This is a genomic window from Streptococcus sp. GMD4S (assembly GCF_000296955.1).
On record NZ_AJRE01000079.1, the window covers coordinates 1 to 6,760 of the forward strand.

Consider the following 6,760-nt stretch of genomic DNA (forward strand, 5'->3'; position numbering starts at 1 on the left):
GGAATTAGGAATCAGCGACCAGGAAATGGAGCAACATCCAATCGCTCCAACCTGTTATCATTACATTTCTCATATTTATCGCCAGTTTGCAGAGCAAAACTTGGGCATTGCTTTTGCTAGTTTGCTTCCATGTCCTTGGTTATACCATGATTTGGGCAAGGCACTTAATCGCAAACCATCCCCGAATCCTCTTTATCAACAGTGGATTGAAACCTATATCACCGATGAGTTAGAACAGCAGATTAAAGAGGAAGAAGCGCTGGTTAATCAGCTCTATCGAGAAAGCGACGAGACGGACAAACAAAAAATGCTAGAGGCCTTCCACCGAAGTGTCCACATGGAAGCCAAGTTTTGGGAGATGGCTTACCAACATCAAACCTGGACGAGTGATTTGCAGTCCTTAGAAAAAGAGAAGAAATAGAAAATGAGAAACCACCAACTACAAGTTCACAAATTAACCATTTTATCCATGATGATTGCTCTTGACGTAGTACTTACACCCATCTTTCGAATTGAAGGAATGGCACCAATGTCCAGTGTAGTCAACATCCTAGCAGGGATCTTGATGGGACCTGTTTATGCCTTGATCATGGCTACAGCCACAGCCTTTATCCGTATGACAACTCAAGGGATTCCACCTTTAGCTCTTACAGGAGCAACTTTCGGAGCCCTCCTTGCAGGTCTCTTTTATAAGTATGGTCGAAAATTTCACTATTCTGCTCTAGGAGAAATCTTGGGAACAGGTATTATTGGTTCTATTGTTTCCTATCCTGTTATGGTTCTCTTTACGGGATCTGCGGCCAAGCTCAGTTGGTTTATCTACACTCCTCGATTTTTCGGAGCAACCTTGATTGGTACAGCGATTTCCTTTATTGCCTTTCGATTTTTAATCAAGCAGGAATTCTTTAAAAAAGTGCAAGGATATTTTTTCAGTGAAAGGATAGACTGATGCAGAAATTGACAAATCCTTTCCCTCTAGCAACCAGTTCCTTAATTCACTGCATCACCAATGAGATTTCTTGTGAGATGCTGGCTAATGGTATTTTGGCTCTGGGATGCAAACCTGTCATGGCAGATGACCCTCGTGAGGTTCTTGATTTTACTAAGCAAAGTCAGGCTCTCTTCATCAATCTGGGGCATTTGTCAGCCGAGAAGGAGAAAGCAATCCGTATGGCAGCTACTTATGCAAACCAAGCTTCTCTCCCAATGGTAGTAGATGCGGTTGGTGTATCAGCGTCATCCGTTCGTAAGACCTTAGTCAGAGATCTTTTAGAATACAAGCCCACAGTCCTTAAAGGAAATATGTCGGAAATCCGAAGTCTTGTTGGTTTAAAGCACCACGGAGTTGGAGTTGATGCTAGTACTAAAGATCAAGAAACTGAGGAACTGCTTCAAGTCTTGAAAGACTGGTGTCAGCTTTATCCTGGTATGTCTTTCTTAGTCACTGGCCCCAAGGACCTCATTGTTTCGGAGAATCAGGTTGCAATATTGGGAAATGGCTGTGACGAATTAGACTGGATAACAGGGACAGGAGACCTGGTTGGAGCCTTGACAGCCGTTTTTCTCAGCCAAGGAAAGACTGCCTTTGAAGCTTCTTGCCTAGCAGTTTCTTATCTCAATATCTCTGCTGAGAGAATACTTGTTCAAGGAATGGGATTGGAAGATTTCCGCTTTCAAACTCTCAATCAGCTCTCTCTCCTAAAGAGAGACGAAAATTGGCTAGAAGCCATCAAAGGAGACTTTTATGAATAGAAAAGTACTTAAACTGTATCTAGTAACCAATCGCTACCAAGATTCCTTGGAAAATTTTCTTGAAAAAGTCGAGGCGGCCTGCCGTTCAGGTGTTACCATCATCCAACTACGAGAAAAAAATCTCACCACCAACCAATACTATCAGCTGGCAAAACAAGTCAAGGAAATAACAGACGCCTACCAAGTCCCCTTAATTATCGATGATCGGTTGGATATCTGTCTTGCAGTCGATGCTGCAGGTTTGCATATTGGCGACGATGAACTACCAGTTTCGGTTGCCCGCAAAGTCTTGGGTCCTGAAAAAATCCTCGGTGTCACTGCTAAAACAGTTAAAAGAGCCCTGGAAGCAGAAACATCGGGTGCGGATTACTTGGGGACAGGAGCTATTTTCCCGACAATTACCAAAGAAAATGCACCTATCACCCTGATTTCAACCTTGAAAACCATTTGCCAAACGGTCGCCATTCCAGTAGTTGCTATCGGAGGATTGACGTCAGAGAATATTGACCAACTTGCTGAAACTGGTATAGCTGGAGTAGCAGTCGTCAGGGATTTGATGCAGGCAGAAGATATAGAAGCAAAAACGCAAGCTTTTTTAACAAAGCTAGATGACATGATTTCCTAATCAAAAACTCTCTAATTCCCTTAAAGCGGGAACTAGAGAGTTTTTTCTTAATCTTTAAAGCTTGTATGGTTGACTGGTCCAGAACCATGACCGAGTTGAGGGGCGTCTTGGATGGCTTTTGTGATAAAGGCCTTGGCCTTATCGACAGCCTGATAAAGGGTTTTCCCCTTGGCTAGTTCAGCCGTAATCACAGCAGCAAAGGTACATCCAGTACCATGGGTGTGACAAGTTTGAATTCTTGGACTTTCCCAGACAAATTGTTCCTCTTTGGTAAAGAGGAAATCCTTAGCACCGCCTTCGAGATGGCCACCTTTGATTACCACAGACTGAGGACCAAATTCTTTTAAAATCAGGCGACCGGCACGTTGCATGTCTTCTGGATTATGAATTGAGAAACCAACAATTTCTTCTGCCTCAGGAAGATTGGGGGTGATGATGGTAGCAAGGGGAAGCAGGTTTGTTTTTAGGTAGCTTCTCGCACTAGTATCTATCAGAGTATCACCGCTTGTTGCGACCATAACAGGGTCAAGCACGTAGGGGCAGTCCAGTTTTTTAAGATAGGGTTGGATAATCTCCATGATTTCAGTAGTTGCCAACATACCAGTTTTTACAGCCTGGGGCTTGATATCCGAAAAGACACTCTCCAATTGAGCTTCCAACATTTGGTTGGAGACGTGCTCGATTAATTGAACGCCTCTGGTATTTTGAGCGACAAGGCTGGTCACAACGGCCATTCCATAGACATCTCTCGCTTGGAATGACTTCAAATCAGCCATAATGCCAGCACCGCCACTAGGGTCAGTTCCAGCAATGGTTAGAGCAACGGGTAAATAAGTCATCTAAAACCTCCCAACCAACTGAAGTTTGTATTCTTAAGAACAAGCTAGTCTATTTCAGGAAGGAAATAGAAGACCAGATAGTCCTCATCATCATTTCCACTTCCATCAGCTAGCATTACCTAGATTGAGTCAAAGGGATCTAACAGTCGTTAATCTCAGCTTTACGCACCCCTAGTGGTTGTTTTCTTTTTTCTTCAGTATAGCATATTTTTATAGTTTATATAGTAAAATTTGACTGCAAATCTCTCGTTATGTACTTAAAATTCTATTTTTCGAAAAAATAATAAAAATTATAGTTGACAAATGTAGATTTTCGGAGTATACTAACAACTGTAATCGACAAATGTAGATTTAGGAGGTGTGATTATGCAGATTTCAGATGCAGAATGGCAGGTCATGAAGATTATTTGGATGCAGGGGGAACAGACCAGCACGGATTTGATTAGGGTTCTGGCAGAGCGGTTTGACTGGTCCAAGTCGACCATTCAGACTCTTTTGGCTCGTTTAGTAGAGAAAGGGTGCCTGACTAGGAAAAAAGAGGGCAAGTCCTTTGTTTATTCAGCCCTTTTGACTCTGGATCAAAGTCGAGACTTGCTTGTCCAAGATATCAAAGACAAGGTTTGTTCTCGTAGGATGAAGAACTTGTTGGCTGATTTGATTGTGGAATGTGATTTCACTTTGGCTGACTTGGAAGACTTAGAAGCTGTGATTTCTGAGAAAAAAGCTAGCGCAGTTACTGAAGTAAAATGTAATTGTATGTAAAGGAGACGCCATGTTAAATAGTATTGTAACCATTATTTGTATTACCCTTATCGCGTTTATCTTGTTTTGGTTTTTCAAAAAGCCTGAAAAATCTGGACAAAAGGCCCAGCAAAAAAAGGGTTACCAAGAGATTCGAGTGGAAGTCAAAGGGGGCTATACGCCTGAGTTGATTATTCTTAAGAAATCAGTGCCAGCCCGTATCGTCTTTGACCGTAAGGACCCTTCACCTTGTTTGGATCAGATTGTCTTTCCAGATTTTGGTGTACATGCGGACCTGCCAATGGGTGAAGAGTATGTAGTGGAAATCACGCCTGTGCAGGCTGGAGAGTATGGTTTCTCTTGTGGCATGAATATGATGCACGGCAAGATGATTGTAGAATAGGAGAATGATATGACTGAAATTGTAAAAGCAAGTCTTGAAAATGGCGTTCAAAAAATCCGTATCACGGCAGACAAAGGCTATCATCCAGCCCATATTCAGCTTCAAAAAGGGATTCCAGCTGAGATTACCTTTCATCGAGCAACTCCTTCAAACTGTTACAAGGAAATTCTGTTTGAAGAAGAAGGCATTTTGGAACCAATCGGCGTAGATGAGGAGAAAGTCATTCGTTTTACACCTCAAGAATTAGGTCAACATGAATTTTCTTGTGGTATGAAGATGCAAAAGGGGAGTTATACCGTAGTTGAGAAGACTCGAAAATCTCTATCACTTTTACAGCGTTTTTGGATTACTAGTATCTTTACTGTGCCTCTTGTGATTCTCATGATTGGTATGTCGACAGGAGGAATTAGTCACCAAGTCATGCGTTGGGGAACTTTTTTAGCCACAACACCGATTATGCTAGTAGCAGGTGGCCCTTATATCCAAAGTGCTTGGGCTAGTTTTAAAAAGCACAATGCCAACATGGATACCTTGGTTGCTCTGGGAACCCTAGTGGCCTATTTCTATAGCTTAGTTGCCCTCTTCGCTGGTCTCCCCGTTTACTTTGAAAGTGCTGCATTTATCTTCTTCTTCGTTCTTATGGGAGCCGTTTTTGAGGAGAAAATGCGGAAAAATACTTCCCAAGCTGTGGAGAAATTACTTGACTTGCAGGCTAAAACTGCAGAAGTCTTGCGTGAGGATAACTATGTTCAAGTCCCCTTGGAGCAAGTAAAGGTAGGTGATCTGATTCGAGTACGTCCTGGTGAAAAGATTGCGGTTGATGGTGTTGTAGTCGAAGGCGTGTCCAGCATTGATGAATCTATGGTGACAGGTGAGAGCCTGCCAGTGGATAAAACAGTTGGAGATACTGTCATTGGCTCCACCATCAATAACAGCGGAACGCTTGTTTTTAGGGCAGAAAAAGTTGGTTCAGAGACTGTCTTGGCACAGATTGTAGACTTTGTGAAGAAAGCTCAGACCAGCCGAGCGCCAATTCAAGATTTGACGGATAAAATTTCAGGGATTTTTGTCCCAGCAGTTGTCATTTTAGCGATTCTAACTTTTTGGATTTGGTTTGTCTTGCTTGAGGCTAGCTTTGTGTCTTCTCTTCTTTATGGGGTGGCAGTTTTGATTATCGCCTGCCCTTGTGCCCTAGGTCTCGCAACACCAACGGCTCTCATGGTGGGAACAGGACGGAGCGCCAAGATGGGCGTTCTCCTCAAAAATGGAACCGTCTTACAGGAAATCCAGAAAGTCCAAACTCTCGTCTTTGATAAGACAGGGACTTTGACAGAAGGAAAACCAGTGGTCACTGATATCATTGGCGACGAGACAGAAGTACTTGGCTTAGCCGCCTCTTTGGAAGAAGCCTCTCAACACCCATTGGCTCAATCTATTGTCAAGCGAGCGACTGAAGCAGGACTTGAACTTCAACCTGTAGAAAATTTCCAAGCCCTACACGGAAAAGGTGTTTCAGGGCAAATCAATGGAAAACAAGTTTTGCTTGGAAATGCTAAAATGCTGGATGGCATGGATATTTCTAGCATTTATCAAGAAAAACTAGAAGAACTAGAAAAAGAAGCTAAGACAGTTGTGTTCTTGGCTGTTGACAATGAAATTAAAGGCTTGCTTGCTCTGCAAGATATTCCCAAGGATAATGCCAAGCTCGCCATCAGTCAGCTGAAAAAACGTGGCCTCCAAACAGTTATGCTGACAGGAGATAATGCTGGAGTGGCGCGAGCTATTGCAGGTCAGATCGGCATTGAGGAGGTTATTGCAGGTGTCTTGCCAGAAGAAAAAGCCCATGAAATCCATAAACTACAATCAGCTGGAAAAGTAGCCTTTGTTGGTGATGGTATCAATGACGCTCCTGCCCTCAGCGTAGCAGATGTGGGGATTGCTATGGGAGCTGGAACAGATATTGCCATCGAGTCAGCAGATTTGGTGTTGACAACTAATAACCTCCTAGGAGTGGTTCGTGCCTTTGACATGAGCAAGAAAACCTTCAATCGAATTCTTCTCAATCTTTTCTGGGCCTTTATCTACAATGTCGCCGGAATTCCGATTGCAGCAGGAGTCTTTTCAGGAATTGGTCTCGTTCTCAATCCAGAACTGGCTGGTCTAGCCATGGCCTTTAGTTCTGTATCTGTATTAACCAGTTCACTCATGCTAAACTTTAGTAAAATAGACTAAAAGCGAGCTTGCTCGCTTTTTATTATAAAACAGTTACATAAAACGTTTTCAAACTGTACTGTAATAGAGAATAAAAACTTCTGAGCACATTCTTAGGAGACCCAAAACAAATGTGGTAAAGTAGTAGAGTAAAAATTTGCTGAAACGTTTCCAATTAGTATATGAAAA

General features: G+C 42.6%; 7 protein-coding genes, 1 pseudogene and 1 riboswitch. Of the genes and pseudogenes, 7 read left to right on the top strand and 1 reads right to left on the bottom strand.

Annotated features, from left to right (window positions below):
* The 4 genes and pseudogenes from GMD4S_RS06500 to thiE all read left to right on the top strand — a co-directional run.
* A pseudogene (locus GMD4S_RS06500) lies at positions 1–421 on the top strand (thiaminase II); the annotation flags it as partial.
* A 3-nt stretch (positions 422–424) separates the two neighbouring features.
* The gene (thiW, locus tag GMD4S_RS06505; RefSeq protein WP_001244054.1) at positions 425–949 is read left to right on the top strand and encodes an energy coupling factor transporter S component ThiW; all 525 of its coding nucleotides are present in this window, start codon (positions 425–427) and stop codon (positions 947–949) included.
* Positions 949–1,752: a hydroxyethylthiazole kinase gene (locus GMD4S_RS06510; RefSeq protein WP_001170979.1), complete on the top strand. Its 804-nt coding sequence runs from the start codon at positions 949–951 to the stop codon at positions 1,750–1,752. Before thiW ends, GMD4S_RS06510 begins: the two co-directional genes overlap by 1 nt.
* Positions 1,745–2,377, top strand: coding sequence for a thiamine phosphate synthase (gene thiE / locus GMD4S_RS06515; RefSeq protein WP_001080689.1), 633 nt, complete (start codon positions 1,745–1,747; stop codon positions 2,375–2,377). The genes GMD4S_RS06510 and thiE overlap by 8 nt, the downstream gene beginning before the upstream one ends.
* A 47-nt stretch (positions 2,378–2,424) precedes the next feature.
* Here thiE and thiD read toward each other — a convergent pair whose 3' ends face one another.
* Positions 2,425–3,216, bottom strand: a complete 792-nt coding sequence (thiD, locus tag GMD4S_RS06520; RefSeq protein WP_000221726.1) for a bifunctional hydroxymethylpyrimidine kinase/phosphomethylpyrimidine kinase — start codon at positions 3,214–3,216, stop codon at positions 2,425–2,427.
* Positions 3,217–3,300: 84 nt separating this feature from the next.
* A riboswitch (TPP riboswitch) is annotated at positions 3,301–3,399 on the bottom strand.
* Positions 3,400–3,582: 183 nt separating this feature from the next.
* Between thiD and GMD4S_RS06525 the strand changes: the two genes are divergently transcribed.
* From GMD4S_RS06525 to GMD4S_RS06535, 3 genes are read left to right on the top strand one after another with little or no spacing between them, the layout of a single operon-like run.
* Positions 3,583–3,978 (top strand): CopY/TcrY family copper transport repressor, encoded by a 396-nt coding sequence (locus GMD4S_RS06525; RefSeq protein WP_001167210.1) that lies wholly within the window; start codon positions 3,583–3,585, stop codon positions 3,976–3,978.
* 10 nt (positions 3,979–3,988) lie between these two features.
* Positions 3,989–4,360 (top strand): cupredoxin domain-containing protein, encoded by a 372-nt coding sequence (locus GMD4S_RS06530; RefSeq protein ID WP_000935071.1) that lies wholly within the window; start codon positions 3,989–3,991, stop codon positions 4,358–4,360.
* A gap of 9 nt (positions 4,361–4,369) precedes the next feature.
* On the top strand, positions 4,370–6,592 hold the full coding sequence (locus GMD4S_RS06535; protein ID WP_000136330.1) for a heavy metal translocating P-type ATPase: 2,223 nt from the start codon (positions 4,370–4,372) through the stop codon (positions 6,590–6,592).
* Positions 6,593–6,760: the final 168 nt, after the last annotated feature.

Bases quoted from the DNA above. Each gene is read 5' to 3' on its own strand.
- thiW (WP_001244054.1), top strand. From the start codon at position 425: ATGAGAAACCACCAACTACAAGTTCACAAATTAACCATTTTATCCATG.
- GMD4S_RS06510 (WP_001170979.1), top strand. From the start codon at position 949: ATGCAGAAATTGACAAATCCTTTCCCTCTAGCAACCAGTTCCTTAATT.
- thiE (WP_001080689.1), top strand. From the start codon at position 1,745: ATGAATAGAAAAGTACTTAAACTGTATCTAGTAACCAATCGCTACCAA.
- thiD (WP_000221726.1), bottom strand. From the start codon at position 3,216: ATGACTTATTTACCCGTTGCTCTAACCATTGCTGGAACTGACCCTAGT.
- GMD4S_RS06525 (WP_001167210.1), top strand. From the start codon at position 3,583: ATGCAGATTTCAGATGCAGAATGGCAGGTCATGAAGATTATTTGGATG.
- GMD4S_RS06530 (WP_000935071.1), top strand. From the start codon at position 3,989: ATGTTAAATAGTATTGTAACCATTATTTGTATTACCCTTATCGCGTTT.
- GMD4S_RS06535 (WP_000136330.1), top strand. From the start codon at position 4,370: ATGACTGAAATTGTAAAAGCAAGTCTTGAAAATGGCGTTCAAAAAATC.